Origin of the sequence: Agrobacterium sp. NPDC058088 (genome assembly GCF_042885035.1) — a bacterium.
Classification (GTDB): Bacteria; Pseudomonadota; Alphaproteobacteria; order Rhizobiales; family Rhizobiaceae; genus Agrobacterium.
The window spans coordinates 267680-291738 of record NZ_JBHVSU010000004.1 but is presented as its reverse complement, the minus strand read 5'-3'; the positions used below and the strand labels follow the sequence as shown (position 1 = coordinate 291738).

At 59.1% G+C, this 24059-nt stretch carries 20 protein-coding genes; 17 read left to right on the top strand and 3 right to left on the bottom strand.

Translation table 11 applies throughout. The features are described from left to right. Nucleotides 1-39: 39 nt before the first annotated feature. The 10 genes from ACFVTJ_RS14490 (at nucleotide 40) to ACFVTJ_RS14445 (ending at nucleotide 12534) form a co-directional block, all read left to right on the top strand. Complete coding sequence (locus ACFVTJ_RS14490) at nucleotides 40-1518, top strand: lipopolysaccharide biosynthesis protein (RefSeq protein ID WP_386908469.1); 1479 nt, start codon at nucleotides 40-42, stop codon at nucleotides 1516-1518. Between the two features lie 371 nt (nucleotides 1519-1889). Next, nucleotides 1890-3038, top strand: a complete 1149-nt coding sequence (locus ACFVTJ_RS14485; RefSeq protein WP_386908467.1) for an acyltransferase — start codon at nucleotides 1890-1892, stop codon at nucleotides 3036-3038. Between the two features lie 4 nt (nucleotides 3039-3042). After that, on the top strand, nucleotides 3043-3834 hold the full coding sequence (locus tag ACFVTJ_RS14480) for a glycoside hydrolase family 16 protein (RefSeq protein WP_386908465.1): 792 nt from the start codon (nucleotides 3043-3045) through the stop codon (nucleotides 3832-3834). 63 nt (nucleotides 3835-3897) lie between these two features. Further along, nucleotides 3898-5079 carry a glycosyl transferase family 1 gene (locus tag ACFVTJ_RS14475; RefSeq protein WP_386908463.1) on the top strand — a complete coding sequence of 394 codons (1182 nt, stop codon included), beginning with the start codon at nucleotides 3898-3900 and terminating at the stop codon, nucleotides 5077-5079. 17 nt (nucleotides 5080-5096) lie between these two features. Continuing rightward, nucleotides 5097-6095: a glycosyltransferase family 2 protein gene (locus ACFVTJ_RS14470; protein WP_386908461.1), complete on the top strand. Its 999-nt coding sequence runs from the start codon at nucleotides 5097-5099 to the stop codon at nucleotides 6093-6095. Further along, complete coding sequence (locus ACFVTJ_RS14465) at nucleotides 6092-7036, top strand: glycosyltransferase (protein WP_386908459.1); 945 nt, start codon at nucleotides 6092-6094, stop codon at nucleotides 7034-7036. The genes ACFVTJ_RS14470 and ACFVTJ_RS14465 overlap by 4 nt, the downstream gene beginning before the upstream one ends. After that, nucleotides 7036-8031: a glycosyltransferase family 2 protein gene (locus tag ACFVTJ_RS14460; protein ID WP_386908457.1), complete on the top strand. Its 996-nt coding sequence runs from the start codon at nucleotides 7036-7038 to the stop codon at nucleotides 8029-8031. Before ACFVTJ_RS14465 ends, ACFVTJ_RS14460 begins: the two co-directional genes overlap by 1 nt. A gap of 67 nt (nucleotides 8032-8098) precedes the next feature. Further along, nucleotides 8099-9004 (top strand): UTP--glucose-1-phosphate uridylyltransferase, encoded by a 906-nt coding sequence (locus ACFVTJ_RS14455; protein WP_035223752.1) that lies wholly within the window; start codon nucleotides 8099-8101, stop codon nucleotides 9002-9004. A 107-nt stretch (nucleotides 9005-9111) separates the two neighbouring features. After that, complete coding sequence (locus ACFVTJ_RS14450) at nucleotides 9112-11460, top strand: polysaccharide biosynthesis tyrosine autokinase (RefSeq protein ID WP_386908456.1); 2349 nt, start codon at nucleotides 9112-9114, stop codon at nucleotides 11458-11460. Between the two features lie 129 nt (nucleotides 11461-11589). Next, nucleotides 11590-12534, top strand: coding sequence for a 2-hydroxyacid dehydrogenase (locus tag ACFVTJ_RS14445; protein ID WP_386908454.1), 945 nt, complete (start codon nucleotides 11590-11592; stop codon nucleotides 12532-12534). A 21-nt stretch (nucleotides 12535-12555) separates the two neighbouring features. Here the strand turns inward: ACFVTJ_RS14445 and ACFVTJ_RS14440 are convergent, their stop codons facing one another. After that, nucleotides 12556-15531: a PAS domain-containing protein gene (locus ACFVTJ_RS14440; protein WP_386908452.1), complete on the bottom strand. Its 2976-nt coding sequence runs from the start codon at nucleotides 15529-15531 to the stop codon at nucleotides 12556-12558. A gap of 364 nt (nucleotides 15532-15895) precedes the next feature. Between ACFVTJ_RS14440 and ACFVTJ_RS14435 the strand changes: the two genes are divergently transcribed. The 3 genes from ACFVTJ_RS14435 (at nucleotide 15896) to ACFVTJ_RS14425 (ending at nucleotide 19055) form a co-directional block, all read left to right on the top strand. Next, complete coding sequence (locus ACFVTJ_RS14435) at nucleotides 15896-16894, top strand: ABC transporter substrate-binding protein (RefSeq protein WP_386908450.1); 999 nt, start codon at nucleotides 15896-15898, stop codon at nucleotides 16892-16894. Nucleotides 16895-17113: 219 nt separating this feature from the next. Further along, on the top strand, nucleotides 17114-18001 hold the full coding sequence (locus ACFVTJ_RS14430; protein WP_386908449.1) for an ABC transporter permease: 888 nt from the start codon (nucleotides 17114-17116) through the stop codon (nucleotides 17999-18001). After that, complete coding sequence (locus tag ACFVTJ_RS14425; protein WP_386908447.1) at nucleotides 17994-19055, top strand: glycine betaine/L-proline ABC transporter ATP-binding protein; 1062 nt, start codon at nucleotides 17994-17996, stop codon at nucleotides 19053-19055. Before ACFVTJ_RS14430 ends, ACFVTJ_RS14425 begins: the two co-directional genes overlap by 8 nt. Here the strand turns inward: ACFVTJ_RS14425 and ACFVTJ_RS14420 are convergent. Further along, entirely contained in the window at nucleotides 19047-20276 is a 1230-nt protein-coding gene (locus ACFVTJ_RS14420; RefSeq protein ID WP_386908445.1) for a TIGR03862 family flavoprotein, read from the bottom strand. The genes ACFVTJ_RS14425 and ACFVTJ_RS14420 overlap by 9 nt on opposite strands. 68 nt (nucleotides 20277-20344) lie before the next feature. Between ACFVTJ_RS14420 and ACFVTJ_RS14415 the strand changes: the two genes are divergently transcribed. The 3 genes from ACFVTJ_RS14415 to ACFVTJ_RS14405 all read left to right on the top strand — a co-directional run bounded on the left by ACFVTJ_RS14415 (nucleotide 20345) and on the right by ACFVTJ_RS14405 (nucleotide 22376). Continuing rightward, the gene (locus tag ACFVTJ_RS14415) at nucleotides 20345-20932 is read left to right on the top strand and encodes an IMPACT family protein (protein WP_386908444.1); all 588 of its coding nucleotides are present in this window, start codon (nucleotides 20345-20347) and stop codon (nucleotides 20930-20932) included. A gap of 140 nt (nucleotides 20933-21072) precedes the next feature. Then, complete coding sequence (locus tag ACFVTJ_RS14410; protein ID WP_386908442.1) at nucleotides 21073-21741, top strand: pseudouridine synthase; 669 nt, start codon at nucleotides 21073-21075, stop codon at nucleotides 21739-21741. Nucleotides 21742-21749: 8 nt separating this feature from the next. Then, nucleotides 21750-22376 (top strand): class I SAM-dependent methyltransferase, encoded by a 627-nt coding sequence (locus tag ACFVTJ_RS14405; protein ID WP_386908441.1) that lies wholly within the window; start codon nucleotides 21750-21752, stop codon nucleotides 22374-22376. Here ACFVTJ_RS14405 and ACFVTJ_RS14400 read toward each other — a convergent pair whose 3' ends face one another. Beyond that, nucleotides 22377-22562 (bottom strand): hypothetical protein, encoded by a 186-nt coding sequence (locus ACFVTJ_RS14400; protein ID WP_386908439.1) that lies wholly within the window; start codon nucleotides 22560-22562, stop codon nucleotides 22377-22379. A 186-nt stretch (nucleotides 22563-22748) separates the two neighbouring features. Here ACFVTJ_RS14400 and ACFVTJ_RS14395 point away from each other — a divergent pair, with 186 nt between their 5' ends. Beyond that, nucleotides 22749-23978, top strand: coding sequence for a PQQ-dependent sugar dehydrogenase (locus tag ACFVTJ_RS14395; RefSeq protein WP_386908437.1), 1230 nt, complete (start codon nucleotides 22749-22751; stop codon nucleotides 23976-23978). Nucleotides 23979-24059 lie beyond the last annotated feature (81 nt).

Genomic DNA, 24059 nt, shown 5'->3' with positions numbered 1-24059 from the left:
CGGCTTCCTCCCGCCGGCCTCCAGAAACAGGATGCTTGTATGCCCCCAGCGCCAAATGTAAAGACCATCACCACGAATGTCGGCTGGAGCGTTTTATCAAAAACAGGGACATTCGGGCTTAAATTTGTCACGGTCCCCATTCTCGCAAGACTGCTTACCCCGGAAGAATTCGGCGTGGTGGCGGTAGGACTTACGGTTGTACAGTTCCTGACCATGATTGCCGGCGCAGGGCTGACCTCCGCTCTCATCGTCGAGAAGGAAGAGGATATGGACACGATCCATACCGTCTTCTGGGCCAATCTGGCGATCTCCTGCACCATGGCCGCCGTCCTCTACATCTGGGCGGAATTTTTTGGCGGGCTTCTGGGTGCTGTTGAAAGCGCCTATCTGCTGCGCATCATGGCATTCCTCATCCCGCTGCAGCTTGCCGGTGATGTCGCCTATTCGCTGCTGGCGCGACGAATGAACTTCAGCAAGGACGCGCTCTGGAGCATGGCGTCCGAAAGCATCGCCGCGGTCGTCGCCGTGGCGCTCGCCATCATGGGCTTCGGCGTCTGGGCGCTCATCATCCAGCTTTTTGCCGCAGCCCTCATTCGCCTCGTCGGGCTTTACGCCGTTTCACGCTATTGCCCCCGCTTCGTCATGAAACCGCGCCGGCTGGTGCCGCTTCTCGGCTTCAGCTCGGGGCTGATGGGCTCTGAAATCGCCAATTTCGTTACGTTCCAGTCACCTATGGTGGTCATCGCGCGGCACCTCGGCCTTGCCGATGCTGGCGCCTACTCCGCCTCCAACCGGTTTGCCAGCATTCCCAATCAGGTCGTGCTGTCTGCCGTTATGGGCGTTCTGTTTCCTGCCTTCAGCCGCATGATGGACGATCCTCAACGCCGTCGCGACGCACTGATGTTCAGTACGCAGGTGCTAACCGTGCTTCTGGCGCCCATGATGTTCGGTCTCTGGGCCGTTGCGGAACCGGCCATGCTTGTCATCTTCGGGCAGAACTGGGCCTATGCCTGGCCGGTGCTTGGCCTTCTGGCATTGTCGAAAGCCATTCTCACCCCCTGCAGCACCTTCATTCCCTATCTGAAGGGCGCCGGCTATGGCCGCGTCCTGTTCTGGTCGGCGACGATCCGCGCCGTCGTTACCACGGTCGCGGTGTGGCTCGCCGCACTTTATGGCACTCTGATCGACGCCATGGTGTGGCTCTGCATCGTCAATGCGGTAACGTTGGTCGCCTATTCCTGGGCCGTGTTCAAGGCAAGCGACACGCCGTTTTTCCGTGGCCTCTACGTCAGCAGCAGGCCGATGATCGCAGCGCTCGTCATGGCCGTTGCGGTGCGTTATCTGCTTCACGCCGTTTCCGATCATATCCCGAGCGCCACCCTTCAGGTCCTCGTCGGCGCTGCCGTAGGCGGCGTCATCTATGGCATCCTGATCCTGCTGACCGAACGGGCTCTGCTTGGAAAGGTCCTTGGGATGGTGAAATCACGGCGCATGCGAGACGCCACAACCCAAGGTTAGAAATTTTGCTGGGAAATGCGCCTCATTTCCGCCGTTAACCGGTCCTCACCGCGGCAATTCCCTTTGCCGCGGCAGGACCGGACATTGCCATTTTTGCAGTGCAACATCACGGCAAATGACAATTCCACACGGTTCAGCGATTTTTAACGACAACAGAATTTCTAAAAAATCGTTCTTTTTCATCGTCTTGACTTTATGCGGCGACAAAAATCGCGAAAACGCCAGACATTCACCCGCAAAATCTAAGCTTGTGTTTTTCCCGCGTCGCCACATTTTATCCCAAAGTCGAAACCAGACTTTCCAGTGCGGGCGTAAGTTCGCTCTGGTTGCAACGCGGCGTGGGTGGACGCCGCCCAATAGGGGTGACTGATGTGACTGTCGATCAGAACCTATCCTCCCGTATCAATTTGATGCGCATTTTGCTGATCTCGGGGATCGTGTTCGTGCATGTACCGCACGACGCGGAAACCAGCCCGTTTCTCGGCCTCTACGGCTTCTTCGACTGGCTGCGGGTTTTTCTCGGTGACGCGCTGTTTCGCATTGGCGTGCCCTGTCTCAGCGCCATTTCCGGTTACCTGCTGTTTCGTCGCGGCATGAGCAGTTTCGATTATCCGGCGACGATCCGTTCCAAGTCGAAAACCGTGCTATTACCCTTCCTGCTGTGGAATGGAGCGCTGTTTGCCGCCGTGCTACTGATCCAGCTGTTCGATGTGGGCGTCGGTTATTTCCCCGATCTCTGGAACGCCAGCCCGCGTGAAATCATCAGCCACGGAACTGCGCTCGAAGAGCTGCCGGTGAATGTGCCGCTATATTTCCTGCGTGATCTCTTCGTCTGCATCCTGCTGTCACCGGTGCTTGCCTTTTTGATGCGCCGTTTCGCGTTGCCGACACTGGCGATCCTGCTCATCATCACCGCCATGCCTGATTTGACGATCTTCATCGTCCAGAAAAAATCAATCCTTTTCAGCTTTTCGCTCGGCATTGCGCTCGCGCTGCATCGGGTCGATGTCAAGGCGCTCGATCCCTATGCCCTGCCGATCATGGCATTGACTTTCGCCGCCTCCGCCATGCTGGCGACTGGCCTTTATTTCACCGGCCCGGAATTCACCTTCTGGCTCAACATGTCGCGCAACCTGCTGGCCGTCTTCGGCGCGCTCGGTTTCTGGGTTTCCTCGGCGATCCTGATCCGCAGCCGGCTGGGCCAGCGGCTCGCCGACACCGGCAGCCTGAGCTTTTGGATTTTCTGCGCCCATTACCCGCTACTCGTCATCATGTGGATGGTCTGGAACAAAGGCGGGCCGGACTTCTATCCCGCCTTCTATATCAGCGCGACATTGTCCGCCTTCGTCATCCTGATCATCAGCAATAAGCAGGTGCGCAAATATCTACCGACCGTCTATTCCGTGCTCACGGGAAGCCGCAACGGCAAAAGCAAGACGAAAGCCGATTTTGCGAACAAACGGAGTTCCATCATCGGTCCGCCCACATCCGAAACGCTTTATTCGCAACGACAGAGGTGAACCAATGACAACATTTGTCACCCGCGTTAAGACACGCATTTTTCTTGCCGCAGCCCTTTCGGCCACGGCCTTCATAGCGCCCGTCCATGCCCAGGAAGGCAACGGCACGTCCTTCATCGAGAACTTCGATCAGATGGACAGAAGCTTCTGGTACGTTTCCGACGGCTGGAACAACGGCGCGCATCAAAACTGCACCTGGTCGAAAAAATTGGCGACGGTGGAAAACGGCCAGCTGACGCTTGGTTTCGAGGAAGCCAAAGCAGGCGAGCGCAATTTCGCCTGCGGTGAAATCCAGACCAAGGGCCGTTATCGTTACGGCACCTATGAAGCCCGCATGAAGGCCGCCACCGGCTCCGGACTGAACTCCGCCTTCTTCACCTATATCGGCCCGACCGACAAGAAACCGCATGACGAAATCGACTTCGAGGTTCTGGGCAAAAATACCAGTCAGGTGCAGCTCAACCAATATATCTCCGCCAAGGGCGGCAATGAGAAGCTGGTACCGGTGGAAGGTGGAGCCGATGCCGGTTTCAACGACTATGCCTTTGTCTGGGAACCACAGCGCCTGCGTTATTACGTCAACGGCAAGCTCGTCCACGAAGTCACGGACGCAACAAAAATCCCGCAAAACGCCCAGAAGATTTTCTTCAGCCTTTGGGGCACCGATACGCTGAAGGACTGGATGGGCAAGTTTGCTTATGCCGGGCCGTCGCAAATGGTCGTTGACCGTTTCGCCTTCACCGCGCTCGGTGACAAATGCCAGTTCCCGGAATCCATTGCCTGCGCCCTCAACTGATTTTTTTGAACCAAAACATAATCCACAGCGTCTCTGACGCGTGAAACCAACCGGACCCTTTGCATGACCCATGTTCTATATCTCGCGCATGATCTGTCGGACCCCGCCATTCGCCGGCGGGTGCTGACCTTGCTCGCGGGCGCGGCGCGGGTCACGCTGGCAGGTTTCCGGCGCGGGCAGAACCGGCTGGCGGAAATCGAGGGCGTCGTGCCCGTCGTGCTCGGAGAGACCGCCGACGGGCAGTTTCTGCAGCGCATGGCGGCGGTGGCAAAAGCAAGCCTTTCGCTTGGAAAGGTCCTGAGCGGCATCCCGACACCCGACGTCATTCTTGCCAGAAACCTCGAAATGCTGGCTCTGGCAAAGCGCGCCATGTCGATCTATGGCAGCCAGCCAGCGCTGGTTTACGAATGTCTCGATATTCACCGCCTGCTTCTCAACGAGGGCAAGCCCGGACAGATGCTGAACGCCGCTCAGCGTTATTTCGCACGCGACGCCAAACTGCTGGTTACAAGTTCTCCGGCATTCGTGGAGCATTATTTCAAACCAGTGTCGGGCCTCGACCTTCCCGTCCTGTTGCAGGAAAACAAGGTGCTGGCGCTCGACAGCACTGTTGCCACCTCGCCACGACCACGCGCGCCTGCGCCCGGAGAACCGTGGAAAATCGGCTGGTTCGGGGCGCTTCGCTGCCGCAGGTCGCTCGAAATCCTCGCCGAATTTGCCCATCGAATGGAGGGCAAGGTCGAAATCATCCTGCGCGGCCGGCCGGCCTATTCGGAATTTGCCGATTTCGATGGCTTCGTGGCCGCTGCCCCGCATGTGCATTTCCATGGGCCATACAAGAACCCCGAGGACCTTGCCGCCATCTATAACGAGGTGCAATTCACCTGGGCCATCGACTTTTTCGAAGAAGGCCAAAATTCCAGCTGGCTGCTGCCCAATCGGCTTTACGAGGGCTGCCTTTATGGCACCCTGCCGATTGCGCTTTCCGGCACGGAAACAGCCCGATTCATCGAAAAGCGCGATATCGGCTTCGTCCTGCAAAAGGCGGGCGCTGACGATCTTGCCGCCCTCTTCAACCAGATGACCCCGCAAACCTATGCGGATGCCTTCCAAGCCCTGTCGGCAACAGACAGGAAACAATGGCTGACCGACCGCGACGATTGCCGTCTGCTGGTGCAGCAATTGTCTTCTCTCGCCAAATCCGCTTCCGGCCACGCCCGTGAAGCGCAGTTTTCACCCGTGTAGTGCGTAGGGGGCAAGTTATGGAAGGTCTTGGTCATTCCGGCATCAGAACGCTGATCGTCATACCCTGCCTCAATGAGGAGAAGACGATCGAGGGGCTGCTCGTCAAATTCACCGGCGCGATGCAGGGGCGCCTGTTCCGCATCGTCGTCGCCGATGGCGGCAGCACGGATGGAACGCGCGACATCGTTTCCGCCTTTGCGGCAAAGGACGAACGCGTCACGCTTCTTGCCAATCCGAAGCGTATCCAGAGCGCCGGCATCAATCTTGCCGTCGCCACCTTCGGCGAGGATTTCGATTATCTCATCCGGATCGACGCCCATGGCGATTATCCCGATGATTATTGCCAGCGGCTGATCGAGGATGCCGAACGGACGGGCGCGGATTCCGTCGTCGTCGCCATGGATACGGTCGGTCACGGCCTGTTCCAGAAGGCCACGGCCATCGCCCAGAACTCCAAGCTCGGCAATGGCGGTTCCAAGCACCGCGAAGGTGCCAAAGGCCACTGGATCGATCACGGCCACCACGCGCTGATGCGGATCGCCGCTTTCGATGCGGTGGGCGGTTATGATGAGAGCTTCAGCCACAATGAGGATGCCGAGCTGGATTTTCGCCTGCGCAAATCCGGTTTCCGCATCTGGATGACCGACAAGACCCGCATGACCTATTATCCGCGCGCGAGCGTCATGCCGCTCTTCAGGCAATATCTCGCCTATGGCCGCGGCCGGGCGAAGAACCTGCTGAAACATCGCTCGATCCCGAAAATCCGCCAGATGATTCCGCTCGCCGTGCTGCCGGTCTTCGTGCTTGCGCTGCTGTCGCTTGTGCATTGGGCAGCCCTTATTCCGCTCGGCCTCTGGATTGCCGCATGTGTGGGTTATGGCTTGTGGATGGCAATAGGTCAGAAAAACCCATACGGCCCACTCGCCGCCTTTTCGGCGATGGTGATGCATCTGGCCTGGTCCACCGGCTTCTGGCTGGAACTCCTGAAATTCCGGGGAAGAAAGGCTGTCTCATGACCGACAACACCGTCACCCGCCCGCATTTTTCGAAAACCGTCGATATCGGCATCTGCACCTACAGACGCCCAGCGCTTGTCGCCACACTTCTGTCACTCTTCGAGCTGGAGGTGCCGGAAGGCGTGAAAGTTCGGCTGATTGTCGCTGACAATGACGAAGAGCCGAGCGCCAAGGCGAGTGTCGATCGCCTACGCGAAACCTCACCCTTTGAAATCACTTACGTGCATTGCCCGAAATCCAATATTTCGATTGCCCGTAACGCCTGCCTTTCGGAATGCAAGGCGGATTATCTCGCCTTCATCGATGATGACGAAACCGCCCCGCCGCAATGGCTCAACGCCCTTCTGAAGAAGGCGGACGAGACCGGCGCTGAAGCGGTCCTCGGCCCCGTCACGGCCGTCTATCGCGAGAATGCGCCTGGCTGGATGAAACGCGGCGATTTCCACTCGACGCTTCCGGTCTGGGTGAATGGCGAGATCATTACCGGCTATACCTGCAACACGCTGCTCAAGATGGAAGCGCCCTCTGTCAAAGGCCGGCGCTTTGCGCTGGCGCTCGGCCAGAGCGGCGGCGAAGATACGCATTTCTTCTCGCATCTTCACGCCGCTGGCGGTCGTATCGTGTTTGCGGAAGATGCAGTGCTGTCTGAACCGGTGCCGGAAAACCGGGCGAGCTTCCTATGGCTTGCCAAGCGCCGCTTCCGTTCCGGCCAGACCCACGGCCGGGTGCTGGCTGAAAAGAAGCCCGGTGCTCGCCGCGTCCTGCAGGTGGTGAAGGCAGGCTCGAAGGTTATCTACTGTGGCGTCTTCGCTGCCCTGACCGGCTTCAACGCCGTGCGCCGCAACCGTTATGCGTTGCGTGGCGCGCTGCATATGGGTTCGATGAGCGGCGCCTTCGGCGTGCGTGAAATCCGCCAATATGGTGCGGTGGAGGCGACCTGATGGAAAACCTCAACTCTTCGCCAGACATCAGCTTCGTCATCGCCGCCTATAATGCCGCCGATACGATCGAGGCCGCAGTTCAAAGCGCGCTCGATCAGCAGGGCGTGACATTGGAAGTGATCGTCGTCGACGACCGGTCCGCCGACGATACCATTTCCGTCGTTGAAGCGATCGCCGCAATCGATCCGCGCGTGCGGCTGCTTGCGCTCGAACAAAACCGGGGTCCGGGCGGCGCGCGCAATGCCGGCATTGAGGCCGCGACCGGCCGCTGGATCGCCGTGCTCGACTCCGACGATGTCATCCGCCCGGAGCGCTCCGCCTGCATGATGTGCCGGGCAGAGGCCGCCAACGCTGACATCGCTGTCGATAATCTCGACGTGGTCTACACCGATGGCCGACCGATGGAGACGATGTTTCCCGAAGAGTTTCTGGAGGAACGGCCTGTTCTCACATTGGAGGACTTTATTTCCTCCAACATCCTGTTCCGCTCCACCTTCAATTTCGGCTACATGAAACCGATGTTCCGGCGCGATTTCCTCAATAACCAAGCGCTACGCTTCCGCGAGGATATACGCATTGGCGAGGATTATATCCTGCTCGCCTCGGCACTCGCGGCCGGCGGGCTCTGCGTCATCGAGCCGAAACCGGGCTATATATACAACATTCGCGAAGGCTCGATTTCGCGCGTCCTCGAAATTCCTCATGTTGAAGCGATGATCAGGGCTGACGAGGAATTTTTGAGCCACTACACGCTTCTGCCCGCCGCTATGGATGCGCAGCAGGCGAGAAGCCGCAGCCTGCAACTGGCGCACAATTTTTTGACATTGGTGGACAATATCAAGCGCCGCTCCGTAGTTGGCGTCTTGAAGACCACGATCAGGGATCCCGCCGTATTGGGGCATTTGCGAATGCCCATTGCGGTGCGGCTAAGGAGGCTGCGGGACGCGATATTTGCGCCCGCGGCGAATACAGGGGTGAAAAGGCAGATTTCGTGAAATTTGCGCGCGGACCCTGTCTGCGCGGGGACTGGGGACAGATCAAACCTTGATGAAGGAGAACGCGATGGACCTGAACAAAACTGTCAGAAAAGCCGTCATTCCCGTAGCTGGCAACGGCACGCGGTTTTTGCCCGCCACCAAGGCGATGCCGAAGGAAATGCTGACGATCGTTGATCGTCCGGTCGTGCAATATGCTGTCGATGAAGCCATGCAGGCCGGTATCGAGCACATTATTTTCGTCACGAGCCGCAACAAGACCGCCATCGAAGACTATTTCGACAGCGCGCCGGAACTCATCAATACGCTGACCCGCTCCGGCAAGACCGTGCAGGTGTTGCAGCTGGAAAAGATGCTGCCCGTTGCCGGTACTGTCAGCTACACCCGCCAGCAGGTTCCGCTCGGTCTCGGCCACGCGGTCTGGTGTGCGCGTGAACTGGTGGGCAAGGAACCTTTTGCCCTGCTGCTGCCTGACATGGTCTCCTATGGCGCACGCGGCTGCATTGCCGGTCTGATGGAGCTTTATGACGAAGTCGGGGGCAATATTCTTGGCGTCGAGGAATGCCTGCCGGAAGAAGTCTCTTCCTATGGCGTCGTCGGCGTCGGCCAGAAGGTCAACCACGGCTTTGCCGTCACCGAAATGGTCGAAAAGCCGGAACCATCCAAGGCGCCGTCGAATTATTACCTGAATGGCCGCTATATTCTGCAGCCGGAAATATTCGATATCCTCGCCAAGCAGGAGCGTGGTGCTGGCAATGAAATTCAGTTGACCGATGGCATGAAACGTCTCGCGGAAAAACAGCCGTTCCACGCGCAGAAATATTCTGGCCGCACCTTTGATTGCGGCAGCAAGCAGGGCTTCATTGCCGCTAACGTCGCCTTTTCGCTGATGCGGGCGGACATGGAAGCACAGGTTCTCGCTTCGGTGAAGGAACTGGTGGCGAACCACGAAAGCCGCGTACAGGCGGCCTGACTTTAATCGCGCCGCCGGGGAGGCGGCCGGCGCACCAATAACGGGAGGCGGGAAGGCGAGTGTTGCTCGGCTTCCCGCGTACCATTTTTAATTCACAAGGTAGGTCCATGCACCACAAGACCTTTAAATCCAATATTGGTTTTCCGGAATCCGGCAAGGATTCCGACACGTTCATCGACCTCGACCGCCTATGGGCCGCCGTGGTGCGCCGCGCCAATGTCATTGCCGCCTCCGTCATTGCCGCCGTGGTCCTCGCCGGCCTCTACCTGGTGTTCGCGACCCCCGTTTATACCGCGATGACGCAGGTGCTACTGGACGAAAGCCTCTCGCGTTACGCCGAAGAGGAATCGCCGGTGCCGGCCGCGCAGATTGTCGATAACCGTATCGCGAGCGCCGTTGAAATCCTCAAATCCAAGGAAATGGCGCTGACCGTGGTCGACAAGGCCAAGCTTGACGAGAACGACACCATCGTCAATCCGGCGATGTCTCCGGTCGAACTCGTCAAATCTTCCGTGCGGGGCATCCTCGACCTCGTGCTGCCGGGCGACCCGCCAGTCTCCGAGGCTGCGATCCGTGCCGGACGACGGGAAAAAGCCGCCGCGGTGCTGCAGCAGTCGCTGACGGTCGAGCGTGTCGGCCGCAGCTCGGTCATCGCCATTTCCACCCGTTCGACCGACCGCCAGCTGGCGGCACAGATCGCCAAGACCTATGCGCAGGCTTATCTCACCGAACAGCTGAATGCCAATTTTGATGCCAGTGAACGTGCTTCTGTCTGGTTGCAGGAACGTCTGACCGACCTTAACCAGCGCGCCCAGGCGGCGGAACTTGCGGTTCAGAAATTCCGGTCCGACAACAATATCGTATCGTCACGCGGCGAACTGATGTCGGAAAGCCAGCTTGCCGATCTCAACGGCCAGCTGATTGCCGCGCAGGCGGATGCGGCTACTGCCTCTGCCCGCTACAGCCAGTACAAGTCGATTATCGACCGCGGGCCGGAGACGGCTGTCGACAATGCAGTTGTTTCAGCCCGCGACACCGACAACTCGGTCATTCAGGATTTGCGCAAGCGCTACATCACCATTTCGGACCGTCAGCGCGGCATCATCCAGCAATTCGGCGCCGACCATCCGCAGGCGGCCGCGCTCGACGCCGAGAAAAAAGAGATTTCGCAGCAAATCTTTCAGGAATTGCAGCAGCTGACCGGCAGCTTCAAGAACGAGTTTGATGTCGCCAATTCCCGCGTTCAGTCGTTGCGCGACAGTATCGACAAGGTCGCCGGCCGCAATTCGCAGGCCAACATCACCATGGTGCAGCTACGCGAACTCGAACAGCGGTCAACGGCACTGCGCACCCTCTATCAGTCCTATCTCGGTCGTTTCGAAGAGGCTTCGCAGAAGCAGTCCCTGCCAATCGCCAAGGCCCGCATCATCTCCGAGGCAGGACTGCCGACTTCGCCTTCCAGCCCGAAAAAGACCATGACCATGGCGCTTTCGGTCATCCTCGGCCTAATGCTGGGTGGAGGTATTGCCGCGCTTCTGGAGTTCCGGGATCGCTTCTTCCACACCGGCAATGACGTGCGTGACAATCTGCGCATGCGCTTCCTGGGTTATCTTCCCTTCATCGGGGAACGCGGCGTCGAAAATGCCAAAACCGGCAATAGCGCCGCCACCCCGGGCGGAGAAAATGCGACACTTGACGAAAGCGGGCAGGTCTCGTTCCAGAAAATGCTGCGCCTTGCCGTCGACAGCCCACGCTCCAGCTTCGCGGAAACCCTGCGCAACGTGAAGCTGACGGCCGATGTCGTCATTCAGGAGCGTCAGTGCCGGGTTATCGGCGTCATTTCCTGCCTGCCGAACGAAGGCAAGTCGGTCGTAGCGCTCAATCTCGCCGGCCTCATCGCCTCCACCGGCAAGCGCACGCTTGTCGTGGATGCCGATATCCGCAATCCCGGCCTCAGCCGCATGCTGACCACACGGCAATCCGCCGGCCTCGTCGAAGTGGTGCTCGATGAAGTTCCATGGACGCAGGCGGTGAAGGTGGATACGCGCACGAAAATGGGCATCCTGCCGGTTTCCACCAGCAACCAGTTCGCCCATTCGAGCGAATTGCTGTCCTCCTCGGGTATGCGCAAGTTCATCGATTCGGCGCGCGAGGCATGCGACTACATCATCGTCGACCTTGCACCCGTTGTGCCCGTCATCGACGCCAAGGCCTTTGCACCGCAGGTGGACGGTTTCGTGTTCGTGACCGAATGGGGCAAAACGCCGATCCAGATGGTGCAGAACCTGATGGCCAACGAACCGCAGATCGCCAACAAGACGCTTGGTATTGTGCTCAACAAGACCGACATGACGGAGTTGCAGCGTTATGCCGGCCCCGGTGGTTCGGAGCATTATCACGAAAAATTCTCGGCCTATTATGGCGATGCAAAGGCCCCGGTAAAAGAAGACGCGTAATCGTGAAACGGCCCGGTGAAAACCGGGCCGTTTTGCTCTGCCGAAAATTCCACTGACAAACCCATGGTATTGCCTGCCGAAATTGCGCATTGATGGCGTAAAGCTAAAATCGCAAGCAGGACCAATGCCATGCCATCACCCATCGCCTTTGTTTCACGGATGAACGCGGAAGCCGAAGCTGTCTGGAAACAGGCACTGCGCGCCGCCATGCCGCAGGAGGACATCCTGTCCTTCTCCGAATTGACGAACGAGCAACGGCGGGTAGTGGATTTTGCCATTGTCGCCAATCCTGACCCGGCTGACATCGCCGCACTTCCCGGCCTCACATGGATTCACAGCCTATGGGCAGGTGTGGAGCGGCTGGTGCTGGAACTGGGAGAAAAGGCTCCATCCATAGTCCGGCTGAAAGACCCGGAGCTTTCCCGCGTCATGGCTGAAGCGGTGTTGGCGTGGACCTATTATCTGCAGCGCGACATGCCGTCCTATCGTGAAAACCAGCAAAAGGCGATCTGGCAGGAGCTGGACTACCGTCACCCCGGCGAGATGACAATCGGCCTGCTCGGCCTCGGGGCACTCGGCACGGCTGCCGCGGAGCGCCTCCTCCATGCCGGATTCAACGTCGCTGGCTGGAGTCGCTCGGAGAAGGTAATCGCTGGTGTGGAAACACTGAAGGGAGATGACGGGCTGCAGACATTGCTCGAAAAAAGCGACATTCTCGTCTGTCTCGTCCCGCTCACCGATGCGACGCGTGGCCTTCTGAATGCCAGCCGCCTTGCCTTGATGAAAGAGGGGGCTGCACTTATCAATTTCGCCCGTGGCCCGGTCGTCGTTGCCGACGACCTGATCGCTGCGCTCGATTCCGGACGCCTTTCGCATGCCGTCCTCGATGTCTTCCAACAGGAGCCGCTTCCCACGGCTTCGCCATTCTGGCAGCACCCGAAAGTCACCGTCCTGCCGCATATTTCCGCGCCGACGAGCCGCGAGAGTTCGGCCCGCATCGTCGCGGGCAATGTCCGGGCCTGGCGGGAGACCGGCAGGCTGCCGGAAACCGTCGATATGACGCGAGGTTATTAAGCCGATAAAGCAGCGGACGGACTATTCCGCCCCCGCGCCCTTTGCCGTATGGGCCTGCTCGACCGCTGAGACGATCTGCTGTTCGTCATAAGGCTTGGTGAGCAGCACCGCGCTTTCGGGCGCGCCTTCCGGCAGATGGCTGTCGCCCGTCGCAAATACGATGGCAAGTCCGGGCTTGCGGCGCAGAGCCTCCACCGCCAGCTCGCCGCCATTCATGTCCGGCAGACCGAGATCAGTGACGAGAACGTCTATGCGGTCCGCCTCGATCACATTCAGCGCCTGCGCCGCAGTTCCGGCTTCGATAACCGCAAAGCCGCTGTCCGACAGCATCTCCATCGAATTCATCCGGATCAGCTCGTCATCCTCGACCAGAAGGACGCGTATGGACCGGTTTTCGCTTTCGGCCGTCGTGACCGGTTCGGAAGGTCTGGAATAACCGGGCGTAGCAGTCGGCCGTGCCCTCGACAGGGAGACCTGCTTGCGATTGGCGATCACATGGCGAATGCGCCGTGCCAGCGCTTCGCGCGTATAGGGTTTGGAAAGAAGTTCCACCCCGGCATCCAGCTTGCCGCCGTGCACGATGGAGTTTTCCGTGTAACCGGACGTGAAGAGAACGGCGAGGTTCGGCAGCCGCTCCTGCGCGCGGCGGGCCATTTCCCGGCTTTTCAAAGGCCCCGGCATCACCACGTCGGTGAAGATGACATCGATCGGAATGCCGCTTTCCACCACCGTCAATCCGGCCTGCGCATCACGGGCGGTGAGCACCCGGTAACCGAGGTCACCAAGCGTCTCGACGACGGTGTTGCGCACTTCCTCGTCATCTTCCACCACGAGAATGGTTTCCGTTCCGCCCTCGACCGGGCCGGTCGGCATCACCACTTCCCTGTCCTCATCGGCAGCGGAGCGCGGCAGATACATTTTCACCGTCGTGCCCTGCCCCACCTCGCTATAGATGTTGACGTGGCCGCTCGATTGTTTCGCAAATCCATAGACCATTGAAAGGCCGAGACCGGTGCCCTTGCCTTCCGGCTTTGTCGAGAAGAACGGCTCGAAGACCTTTTCGAGAATCTCCGGCGGCATGCCGGAACCCGTATCGCTGACGGCGAGCATGACGTATTGCCCCGCCGAAACTTCCGAATGCTTGCGGGCATAATCGCGGTCAAGAACCGCGTTGCCGACCTCAATGGTCAGCTTGCCGTGGCCTTGCATCGCGTCGCGCGCGTTGATGGCAAGGTTGAGAAGTGCGTTCTCGACCTGGTTGGGATCGGCATAGGTGTTCCAGAGACCGCCAGAGGTGATAATCTCCACCTCTATCGCCTCGCCCAGCGAACGGCGCAGCAGATCGTCCATGCCGGTCACGAAACGGGAAATGTTGATGACGCGCGGTTCCAGCGCCTGGCGGCGGCCGAAGGCCAGAAGCTGGCTGGCGAGCTTTGCACCACGATGGACGCCGGCCAGCGCATTTTCCAGCCGCCTTTCGGCGCGTTCATTGCCGCTCACATCCTTGGAGAGCAATTGCAGATTGCCCGCGATCACCTGCAGAAGATTGTTGAAATCATGCGCAACGCCGCCCGTCAGCTGGCCGATGGATTCCATTTTCTGCGCCTGCTGCAATGCCTTTTCGGCCTGGCGTCGCTCGGCCATTTCCGCCTCGACACGGACTTCAAGGCCTTCATTCAGTTGCCTAAGTTGCTCTTCCGCCCGGATGCGATGGCGAATTTCACGCTCAAGATTGCTGGCATGTTCCTTGAGAGTGTCTTCCGCCTGCCGCTGCTCGGTTATGTCGGTGTGGACGCCGACCCATTCGGCAATGGCGCCAGACTTATCGAAAATCGGCACGCCGCGGATCGCAAACGTGCGGTAGACGCCGTCATGACGGCGCACGCGGTGCTCCCATATATAGGTCGACTTTTCCGCAACCGCCTGGTTCCAGCTGTCTACAGAACCCTGCCTGTCTTCCGGGTGAACGGCATCCGCCCAGCCAAAACCCTGATATTCTTCGAGCTTCTGGCCCGTGAGCGCCGCCCAGGCAGGCTGTTCGCCCAGCATCCTGCCATCGGCACTGTTCGTCCACAGCACACCGTGCACCGCATCCACCGCCGCACGGAACCGGTTATTGCTGATGAGAATTTCCTGTTCCGCGCGCTTGCGGTCCTCGATATCGATGATCAGCACATAGATACCGTCGATGGAGCCATCGGCGACATGGCGCGGAACATAGCGGATCTCGGCGGCGCGCACAGTGCCATCGGGCCTCCTGATCACGGTGTCGGAGACGATCTTCTCACCGGCAAGCGCACGATCCAGATAGGCCTTGCGCGCTTCGAAAAACGCTTCGCCGACAATCTCTGGAACGCTGTGGCCGATCACTTCCTCGGCACGGCGACCGAACCACTCCAGATAGCCGTCATTGGCGAATTTATAAACATAATCGCGATCGACATATCCGACCAGAATGGGCAGGGCATTGGTAAGCCGGCTTAGTTCCTTCCGGCTCTGCTCCAGCGCTTCCACAGCCTTCACCTTGTCGGTGTTTTCAAGCACGGTGCATAAAACGCCGTCCACCGTGCCGCCTTCATTATAGATCGGCGTGTAGAACAGATCGAAGATCACCTCTTCCGGCACGCCATGTCGCATCAGCGTCATAGGCTGGTCGCGATAGGCCAGGACCTCACCGCGAAAACCGGCTTCGAGGATGCGGCTGTTCCAGTCCCAGATTTCGGGCCAGATGCCGGGCACCGTCCCGCCCAGTGCATGCGGATGATAATTGCCGGCGATCTCGGCATAGCCGTCATTGTAGATCATCACATGATCCCTGCCCCACATCAGCACCTGCGGAATGGGGGAGTTGACGACGGAATTGGCTTTTTGCCTTAGATTTTGCGGCCAATCGCAAATAGGACCCAGCGATGTCTTCGACCAGTCGAAGCGGCGCACAAGCTCACCCGTTTCACCGCCACCGATCGGCCATACCGGGGCAGCACGAAGATTGGTCATTCAACATCACCACAAAAACCGAGAGGAAATCTCCCGTAATACAGAACAGGATAAAAGTCCAAGAGAACAGAAACTTCGCCTAATAGTTCCCACGCTTTTCAAAAAAATGAAAAAGTTCCATCGCCGCTGAAATATTGCATAGCAATGGCTAAACTCCCCGATATTTCAACACCTTCGCGCCAGAAATTTCGCTAATATATTCCTGTAACCGCACCTTCACCTGACGATTGGCATCCTCAATACGCCAGAAATTGCCGCAAACGGGATGGCCACAAAGGAATTATTAAGCCTCAATAAGGGTGCTGGCGGTCGCGGTGCCGTCAGCGCCCGGGTCTTCGCCACACCGCGACCAGAGGGAACAACAATGAAAATACTTTTGGGTGCCACAATTCTTTCCGCCGGCTTCGCCTTTTCAGGCGGCGCAGCCTATGCCGCCGACTGTGGAAACGTAACAATCGCCAGCATGAACTGGCAGTCCGCCGAAGTTGCCGCCAATCTCGACAAGTTCATTCTCGAAAAAGGATATGGCTGCTCCGCCGAAATCGTCACCGGCGATACCGTGCCGACACTGACCTCCATGGCCGAAAAGGGCCAGCCGGATATCGCGCCTGAGGCCTGGGTCAGCCTGCAGCCGGAGATCGTCAAGCAGGGCCTGGAAGGCGGCAAAGTGGTCGCGGCCGCAAAAATCCTTTCCGATGGCGCTGTTCAGGGCTGGTGGATTCCGAAATACGTCGCTGAAGCCAACCCCGATCTCAAAACAATTCCTGATCTTTTCAAGCATCCCGAGCTCTTCCCGTCGCCTGAAGACAAGTCCAAGGGCGCCGTATTCAACGGGCCGCAGGGCTGGGGCGGCACCGTCGTCACCGCGCAGCTGTACAAGGCTTTCGGCGGTGAAAAGGCTGGCTTCACCCTCGTCGACACCGGCTCCGCTGCCGGCCTCGATGGCTCCATTGCCAAGGCTTACGAAGCCAAGCAGCCTTGGGTCGGTTATTACTGGGCTCCAACCTCGCTGCTCGGCAAATACGAGATGGTAAAGCTCGGATTCGGCACCGAATATGACGCGGCCGAATGGAAGCGCTGCACATCCGTTGCCGATTGCGCCGATCCGAAGCCGAACGCCTGGCCGATCGATGACGTGCAGACACTGGTGAGCAAGACTTTTGCCGATCGTGCCGGCCCTGCCATGGATTACCTTAACAAGCGCGCCTGGACCAATGCCACGGTCAACAAGGTGATCGCCTGGATGACGGACAATCAGGCGACCGGTGAAGACGGCGCCAAGCAGTTCCTGAAGGAAAACGAAGCCCTTTGGAAGGGCTGGGTCTCGCCTGAGGTTGCAGAAAAGGTCAAGGCCGCCCTTTAAAAGGCGCGTCCTCGCATATCTGCCCGGCAACCGGCGTCCGCCAGCGGCGACGCCGCGCCAGTATCGGCCCCGAAATGCCTTTGGCTTTCGAGGGGCGATGCGCCGGTTCAGCAGAGCGTTCCACCTGCGTCGTGAAGGATGCGGGGCGCTCTGGCGATTTTACTCCCGGAGTGCGGAGGATATCGGTCCCCGCCTCCGGTTCGTCATGGAGAACAGGATATGGAATGGCTTTTCAAATTTCCGACCATGAATGACGATTCTCTGCGCGCGCTGAAAAAGGTCATCGACGAAGGGTTCCGGGGTTTCACCCGAACCTATGGCGGCGCAATTGAGGGGCTGTTCACGCCTCTCCAGAGTTTTCTCATCTGGGCGGAAAGGCTTTTGATCGGTGCGCCCTGGCCGGTCGTTATTCTTATTGTCGGCGCGCTGGCCTGGTTTGGCAGCCGCAGCGCCACCATTGTTTCGCTCTGTTGCGGCATTCTCTTCGCCATCGGCTGGTTCGGCATGTGGGAAGACACGATGAAGACGGTTTCCATGATCTTCGTCTGCGCGGTGCTTTCCATCGTCGTGGGCTTGCCGATCGGCATTGCCATGGCCCGCTCCAACCGCCTTCAGAACGTAATAAACCCCGTTCTCGATGTGATGCAGACGATGCCGAGCTTCGTTTATCTCATTCCCGTCGTCATGCTGCTCGGCATCGGCCGTGTGCCCGGCGTCATCGCTGTCGTCATTTACGCCATTCCGCCGATGATACGGCTCACCAATCTTGGTATACGCATGGTCGACCGCGACGTGCTGGAAGCGGCCGACGCCTTCGGCTCTTCCAATCGTCAGAAACTTTTCAAGGTGCAGCTGCCGCTCGCTCTTCCCACCATCATGGCCGGCATCAACCAGACCATCATGATGGCACTTGCCATGGTCGTTATCGCCTCCATGATCGGCGTTCAGGGTCTTGGCCAGCCGGTGCTGAAGGCCATCGCCAACCAGTACTTCACGCTCGGCGTGTTCAACGGGCTTGCCATCGTCGGTATCGCCATCATCTTTGACCGCATCAGCCAGGCCTATGGCCTTCGCCTGCAAAAACACAGGGAAGTAGCGCATGGCTAGTCAATCGATCGAAATTCGCAGCCTCTACAAGATCTTCGGTCCGAAAGCGGGCGATTATGTCGAACCCGTCAAGGCCGGCATGTCCAAAACAGATCTCAACGCCAAACATGGTCATGTGCTCGGCCTGCGTGATATCAACATCACCATGCCGGGCGGGCAGATCACCGTCATCATGGGTCTTTCCGGCTCAGGGAAATCGACGCTCATCCGCCACGTCAACCGGCTGATCGACCCGACGGCGGGCGAAATCCTCTATGGCGGCACCGATGTCTGTCGCCTCAACGAAGCCGACCTTCTGGAATTCCGCCGCCACAAGACGGCGATGGTTTTCCAGAAATTCGGTCTCTTGCCCCATCGCAACGTGCTGCAGAATGTCGTCTATGGCCTTGAAGTGCAGGGAGTCGACAAGCGCGAGCGGGAGGAAAGGGCCGAAGTCTGGATCAGGCGCGTGGGACTGGAAGGCTTTTCCAACCATTACCCCAATCAGCTTTCCGGTGGCATGCAGCAGCGCGTCGGCCTCGCTCGCGCGCTGACCAACAATGCCGAAATCCTTTTGATGGACGAAGCCTATTCGGCGCTCGATCCACTCATCCGTGTCGATATGCAGACGGTGCTGCTGGAATTGCAGAAGGAGCTAAAGAAGACCGTCGTCTTTATCACCCACGATCTCGATGAGGCGCTGCGGCTCGGCGACAAGATTGCCATTCTGCGTGACGGCGAAATTATCCAGCAGGGAACGGCAGCCGAAATCGTCATGTCGCCCGCCGACAGCTATATCGAAGCCTTCGTGGAAGAGGTCAATCGCGGCAGGGTCATTCGCCTCGGAGCCGTCGTCCAGCCGGAATTTGCCGGCCAGTCCCGCCTTCAGCTCGATGCGGATATGACGGTTGAAGAGGGCCTGCGCGCGCTGGTCCGGGAAAATGTCAGCAGCGCCACGGTCGTCGGGGAAAACGGCAAGACGCTTGGCGCCATCACCACCGACGCCATCATGCGCTGCCTCGTCAGAACCGCACATGGCGAGGAAGGCGGCTTGGCGGAACGGCTGTCAGGCTGAACCTTCAAGCCATCTGGCCATGCCCTTCGCCGCCGCCTTGCCGGTGGCGAAACAGGCGGTCAGCAGATAACCGCCCGTCGGTGCTTCCCAATCCAGCATTTCCCCGGCAGCAAACATGCCGGGGAGCTTTTCCAGCATGTAGTTTTGATCAAGGCCGCTCCACACGATACCACCGGCGGACGAGATTGCCTCGGCAATCGGTCTCGTCCGTAAAAGCGGTATCTCTGCATGCTTTATTCTCGCGGCGACGAACTCGTCCGGCATGGCGGCGATGCCGGGAAAGATTTCCCGCAGAAGGCCGACCTTCACGGCAGACAGGCCAGCCGCCTTACGCATGCGGTTTGCGAAACTTTCCTTCCGGATGAGCCCTCCCAGATCACGGCTGAGTCGTTCCACCGTACGTCCGGGCGCAAGATCAATCGCCAGCGACGCTCTGCCTGCTTCTTCCAACCGGTCTCGCAGGGCGGCGGAATGAGCGTAGATCACGCTGCCCTCAATGCCATGCTTCGTGATCACGAATTCACCCTGAAAGGCCCCGGCCGGCGAAATGGTGATCGTGGATTTAACCGCTTCACCCGCAAAACGCTCACGGAAGGCATCGCTCCAATCAACGTCGAAACCGCAATTGGCCGGACGGAACGGAGCAAGCTCCACGCCCCTTGCCGCAAGCGTCGGAACCCATGCGGCATCGGAGCCCAGACGCGGCCAGCTTGCGCCGCCAAGTGCCAAAAGAGTGGCATCGGCCTTGACGGCAATCTCGCCCTCCGGTGTCGCGAAAACCAGCTGCTCGCCGGAAAAACCCGTCCAGCGGTGCCGCGTCCTGATGGTGACGCCTTGTGCCTCCAGTCGGGCGAGCCATGCCCGCAGCAGCGGCGAGGCTTTCATGACCGTTGGAAATACCCGGCCAGAGCTGCCGACAAAGGTATCCTGCCCCAGACGCTCAGCCCAGTTGCGCAGCATATCAGGCGTAAAATCATTGAGAGCGGCGCGCACGCGTGGTTCCGCATTACCAAACCGGTGACAGAAGCTGTCATAGTCTTCGGCGTGGGTGATGTTGAGACCGGATTTTCCCGCCATCAGCAATTTGCGCGCCACGGTCGGCATAGCCTCGAACACCGTCACGGTATGGCCTGCAGCCGAGAGCATCTCCGCCGCCATCAGCCCCGCCGGTCCGCCGCCGATAATCGCGACCTGCCTCGCCTCGCTCAAAACCCTCTCCATTGCCATCTTCGCCGTTGAAAGCCTTATAGCGATTTCCGCAGGCGAATATATGCGATATTGAAGCGCCCATGTTCACGCTCGACCGCCCCGTCACCTTTTCGCAGGATATAAAGAAAAGCCGCTTCATCGCCTTTGCCGCGCCGGTGACGGGTGAAGAGGATGCGAAAACATTCCTCGCGGCCCATTCCGATCCCGATGCAAACCATAATTGCTGGGCCTGGCGAAGCGGTCAGACCTATCGTTTCAGCGATCACGGCGAACCCTCGGGAACGGCCGGAAAACCTATCCTTCAGGCCATCGACGGCCAGACACTCGACAATGTCGCGGTTCTCGTAATCCGCTGGTTCGGCGGCATCCTGCTCGGCAGCGGCGGATTGATGCGCGCCTATGGCGGTACGGCGGCGGCCTGTCTTCGCCTCGGCGAGACGTCACCGGTCATCGCTTATGTCAGCGCCACGCTGAGTTGCCCCTTCTCAGACCTGGCGCTGGTGAAATCACGCCTTTCCGCGACGCCGAACCTGCGGCTTGAAAGAGAGGACTTTACCGGCACTGGCGCGAATATGTTGCTCTCGGTTCCGGCCGTGGAAGCCGAACGTCTAACCCGGCTCCTCAGCGACCTGACCAGCGGACGCGTCAATCTCCATATTCCCGACTAGAGTTTTTTCGTTTTTCTTCAAATCGCAAAAACACTCTAACTCTTTATTTTGTTACATTTCCGGTCGGAAAACTGCGGTCCACTTTTCCTGGAAATGCTCTAGCGCCTGTCCGAATGCGCAATTCGTGCTAAGGAAGCGAAATGTCATCCGAGCTTTCCAACCCCGTCTATAATCCGCCACTCGACCCTTGGCTCACCATCGTGCACCGCGACGACGATCTGCTGGTGCTTGATAAGCCGAGCGGGCTGTTATCGGTGCCGGGGCGCGATCCGGCGCTTTCCGACAGCCTGATGACGCGTGTGCAGAAGCAGTTCCCGAAAGCACTGATGATCAACCGGCTGGACAAGGACACATCGGGCATCGTGCTGATGTCGCTTAACCGCAAGGCGCATGCGGCGATTGCGTCGCAGTTTGAAAACCGCCAGACGCGCAAATCCTATTTGGCCATTGTCTGGGGAGAGGTTGCCGGAGAGGCGGGAGAAGTGGACCTGCCGCTCGCCATCGATCCCGAAAACAAGCCGCGCCACCGGGTCGACCACGAAAACGGCAAGTCCGCGCAAAGCCTATGGCAGGTGCTGGAACGCTTACCGCTTCCCGCAACGCGGCTGGCGCTCACTCCGCTCACCGGCCGCACCCACCAATTGCGGGTGCATATGAAAGCGCTGGGCCACCCCATTCTTGGCGATGAATTTTATGCAGAAGGCGAGGCATTTTCCGCCGCGCAGCGTCTGATGCTGCATGCGCAGGAAGTCGCATTCCGCCATCCGGATGGGCGCGACGTCGCCTATTTCGTGCCCTGCCCCTTCTGAGGTCCGAAATGAAGGAACAGAACGAAAGTTTCGTGGTGGATTTCGTCGGCGGCGCGGTGGGGCACCGTTTTCGTTCTGGCGAAGGGCGCGGACAGGCGCTGCCCAAGGCGGCAGGTTTCACCAAAGGCCGCACGCCAAAAATCCTCGATGCCACGGCTGGCCTCGGGCGGGACGCCTTTCTGCTCGCATCCCTGGGGGCTGACGTCACCCTCGTTGAACGCTCGCCGGAAATGCACGCCCATCTCGCTGACGGCATTCGCCGCGCCCTGGAAGCGGGCGGCTCTTATGCCGAGGCGGCGGCGCGCATGACCCTGCTTCACGGGGATTCACGCCAATTGCTGAAAGAGCTTTCACCGGAAGTGGTGATTGTTGACCCCATGCATCCGCCGCGCCACAACACGGCGCTGGTGAAAAAAGAGATGAGGGTACTGAGAGAATTGGTTGGAGCCGACCCCGACCAGGTTGAGCTGATGCAGGCTGCGTTGGAAAATGCGACGAAGCGGGTGGTTCTGAAATGGCCGCTCCGCGCCGATCCGATGCCGGGAATTCGCAAACCCTCTCACCAGATAATGGGCAAGAACACCCGCTATGATGTCTTCATGATCTTTGGAAAATCTCTCGATGGGAATGAATGATCAGCGAAAGCTCGGCTTGCGCTGCGCATTCATTAGAAGCTCATGCCGCGAGGCGAACTCGCCGAACAGCTTTCTGAGCCGGGTCTCCTCCGCCTTGTCCAGCCGGTAGCGCCGGCAGAATTCCGCAACGTTGAGGATCGGTTTGGTTCTGTCCGCGTCGATGGTTTTGTTGTCGATGATCTGCATGTCGCCCTCCGTGTAACAAAAGGGGAAAACGCGGCCGCAGGCTTGCGGTTCCTTATGAATTCGCATGGATGAGAAAAGAGCGTGCCGCCTGCACACGCAATGATCAAGTTTTCTTGAAACTAACGCAGGAAACGAAATGCTCCCCAAATGGTTCTCGACGTGACGTAAACGATGGAAGGGAGACCCATGTTCCACAACAACCGATTTCTGAGTTCGACAATCCTGTGCGCGCTGCTTGCTATTCCCTTTGCCGGCGCTGCCCATGCCCAGACCGCCCCGGCTGCCGAAACGAAACGACCGAATGCACCGGATCAGAAACCGGCTTTTGAGGGTCAGACACGCGCGCCGCAGGCTGCTGCCCAGCCGAGCGTCGAAAAAACCATCGTCGCCGAGGGTCTGCCGCACCTGTGGTCCATGGAATTCCTGCCTGATGGCCGCATGATCGTCGCCGCCAAGGAGGGCGCCATGCATATTGTTGCTGACGGCAAGGCTGGCCCGGCGATAGAAGGCGTGCCGGAGGTGGCGTCTGACGGACAGGGCGGTCTGCTCGACATCGCGCTAGCTCCCGATTTCGAAACCTCCCGTAAAATCTTCTTCTCTTTTTCCGAGCCACGGGATGGCGGCAACGGCACGTCCGTCGCATCGGCCAAACTGACCGAAGAGGGTGGAGCAGCAAAACTGCAAGACGTCTCGGTGATCTTCCGCCAGATGCCGACCTATGATGGCGACAAGCATTTCGGCTCCCGCCTGGTCTTCGGCCAGAACAATGAGCTCTACGTCACTGTCGGTGAACGTTCAGACGCAACGCCGCGTGTGCAGGCGCAGGACCTGTCGAGCGGGCTCGGCAAGGTCTTCCGCATTGATGCCGAAGGCAAGGCCTTCGAGGGCAACCCCTTCGCCGGCCAGCAGAACGCCCTTCCCGAGATATGGAGCTATGGCCACCGTAACCTCCAGTCGGCAGCGCTGGATGGACAGGGCAGGCTCTGGACCGTGGAACATGGCCCGAAAGGCGGCGATGAGCTGAACCTGCCGAAGGCGGGCCTCAATTATGGCTGGCCGGTCATCACCTACGGTGTCGAATATAGCGGCCGGTCCGTTGGCGAAGGTGTCACCGCCAAGGAAGGCATGGAACAGCCGGTTTATTATTGGGATCCCGTCATCGGCCCGTCCGGCATGGCCTTTTACGACGGCGACCAGATTCCCGAGTGGAAGGGAGCCTTCATCGTAGGAGGTCTGGTGAGCCAAGGCCTCGTCATCCTGCACATTGACGGCGACAAGGTTGCGACGGAAAGCCGATTGCCGCTGGAAGCGCGCATTCGTGATGTAAAAGTGGGTCCGGATGGCGCCCTCTATGCCGTGACCGAAGAGCGCGGCGGCGGCAACTCGCAAATTTTGCGGATCGCCAAAGCCAGCTGAGAAAAGTCGTGACCGCGACAGCAGGCCGCCGGAACGAAGGCGGCCTGTTTGTCGTTTCCTGCAACCTTAAACGTGCCGGAA